The sequence below is a fragment of the Flavobacterium sp. genome, assembly GCF_035760125.1.
Lineage (GTDB): Bacteria > Bacteroidota > Bacteroidia > Flavobacteriales > Flavobacteriaceae > Flavobacterium.
This window is the reverse complement of record NZ_DASTTN010000211.1, coordinates 1-2,220: the sequence shown is the minus strand read 5'-3', so window position 1 is coordinate 2,220 and position 2,220 is coordinate 1. Positions and strand designations below refer to the sequence as shown.

At 35.5% G+C, this 2,220-nt stretch carries 2 protein-coding genes and 1 pseudogene; all 3 read right to left on the bottom strand.

The features are described 5' to 3' along the window. A partial coding sequence (locus VFS71_RS07820) for an FAD-dependent oxidoreductase (protein WP_326400368.1) occupies positions 1-1,005 on the bottom strand: 1,005 nt, incomplete at its 3' end. A gap of 222 nt (positions 1,006-1,227) precedes the next feature. Continuing rightward, the gene (gene ybeY, locus VFS71_RS07815) at positions 1,228-1,647 is read right to left on the bottom strand and encodes an rRNA maturation RNase YbeY (RefSeq protein WP_326400367.1); all 420 of its coding nucleotides are present in this window, start codon (positions 1,645-1,647) and stop codon (positions 1,228-1,230) included. Further along, positions 1,644-2,220: pseudogene (locus tag VFS71_RS07810) on the bottom strand (hypothetical protein); the annotation flags it as partial. The pseudogene VFS71_RS07810 and the gene ybeY, both read right to left, overlap by 4 nt.

The window sequence follows — 2,220 nt, the reverse complement described above, 5'->3', positions numbered from 1 at the left end:
GAATTTCACATTCTCAAAACCTACAACAGTACGCAACGCTTTAAACTGAATATCCTCAGGTAAAGAAGTTGAAAATCCATTTACATAAACCTCACACGTATTCCACCCTTCTGGCTCAACAAATAATTGGTGACGCTCTTTATCTGCAAAACGATTAATCTTATCTTCGATAGAAGGACAATATCTCGGACCGATACTTTTTATTCTTCCGTTAAACATTGGAGAACGATCAAAACCTTCTCTTAAAATATTATGCACCTCATTCGAGGTGTAAGTCATATGACATGATTTTTGAATAGACAAAGGTTTAGTCAAATCCGAATACGAAAATTTATCAGGCTTAGCATCCCCTTTTTCCTCATTCATTTTAGAATAATCCAAAGAACGTCCATCCACTCTCGGAGGTGTTCCCGTTTTCATTCTTCCTGCTTCAAAACCTGCTTTAATCAAATCTTCGGTTATTCCGAATGCCGCACTTTCTCCGGCACGTCCTCCTCCGAATTGCTTTTCTCCAATATGGATCAAACCATTCAAAAAAGTACCATTTGTCAGCACGACAGATTTAGAACGAATCTCCACTCCCAACGAAGTTCTAATTCCTTTTATCTTTCCGTTTTCAATTATCAACCCTTTTACCATTTCTTGATAGAAATCAAGATTTGGAGTTCCCTCCAACATCATTCTCCATTCTTCAGCAAAACGCATACGGTCACTTTGAACTCTTGGAGACCACATAGCAGGTCCTTTTGATTTATTCAACATCTTGAATTGAATTGCAGTTCTGTCAGAAACAATTCCGGAGTATCCACCAAGCGCATCAATCTCACGAACAATTTGTCCTTTGGCAATTCCGCCCATCGCAGGATTACAAGACATTTGCGCAATGTTCTGCAAACTCATCGTCACCAACAAAGTTTTGGATCCTAAATTTGCTGCCGCTGCCGCTGCCTCTGAACCTGCGTGACCCGCACCCACCACAATTACATCATACTCTTCTAAAAACATTTTCTTATATATTAATCCTTCGAAAAGGAATTATGAAATCTCAAAATAACGTTCCACGTGAAACATGTTAAAAACAAAAAATTAAAACTATTCAGCGTAAAATTTTTTGATGCAACAAAATTAAAAATGTTCCACGTGAAACACATTAAAAAAAATATAAAATTTTTATAATGTTTCACGTGGAACGTATTGCTTTTTTATATAATTTTGATAGATTTTTAACTACTGTTCCACGTGAAACATAGTTAGTTTTTCATCTTCTTTACTGCGCATTAATACTTCGTCAGCTTCTGACTTATCTTTATAACCACAGTAGTGTAAAACACCGTGAACCAATACGCGTTTTAATTCTTCATCGAAACTTGTATTGTAGTCTTTAGAATTATCTAAAACTCTTTCAACCGACACGAAAATATCACCTCCTATTTCGTTACCCATAGTGTAATCAAAACTGATAATATCTGTTAAAGTGTCGTGATTAAGATACTCTACATTAATCTTATGAAGGTACTCATCATCACAAAAGATATAATTGATTTCTCCTTCTGTTTTGTTTTCCGAAACTATTACAGCACTTAACCAAGACGCAATAGCTTCTTCGTTCTCTAGTGTAAATTCGGATTCGTAATTAAAATTGATCATTTGTTGTTAAAATAAACTTGAACTTTTTGATTAAAATTCGAGCGCAAAGGTAACGATTGTCTATTTAATATTTCGATGCTGTTCAAATAATCTGAAAGTGATTTAGGTAAAGGACTTGCCGTATTAGTAAAATTCTTGGTATTCGTTTCAGATTGACGCTTTGGATCTTCACCTTGCAAACGAATAGCAGTGTCTAATTTTAAAAGTTCCTGTTTAATATTATTGGTTCTTTGAAGCGTTTCGTTATTAAAGCCTTTGTTCAACAATTGCTTTTCTAACTGTTTCATCTGCTCTAAAGCATTTTGTCCACTATTACCTAAACCCTTTTTGTTTAACTCTTCTTGTAATGCTTCACGTAACTGTTTTTGTTCTTTGTAAATATCCATAGTAGCTTTAGCATCACCTTCTCCATCCCCATCAGATTCACCATTCTGTCCTTGACCTTTTCCAGATTGTGAACCTTTGTTTTGACTACCGCCAGGTTTGTTTCCTTCTCCGGGCTTATCCCCAGGTTTCATTCCTTGCTTCATTTTCTCACTTAACTCCCCTTGCTTTTTTATAATATCAGGCAAT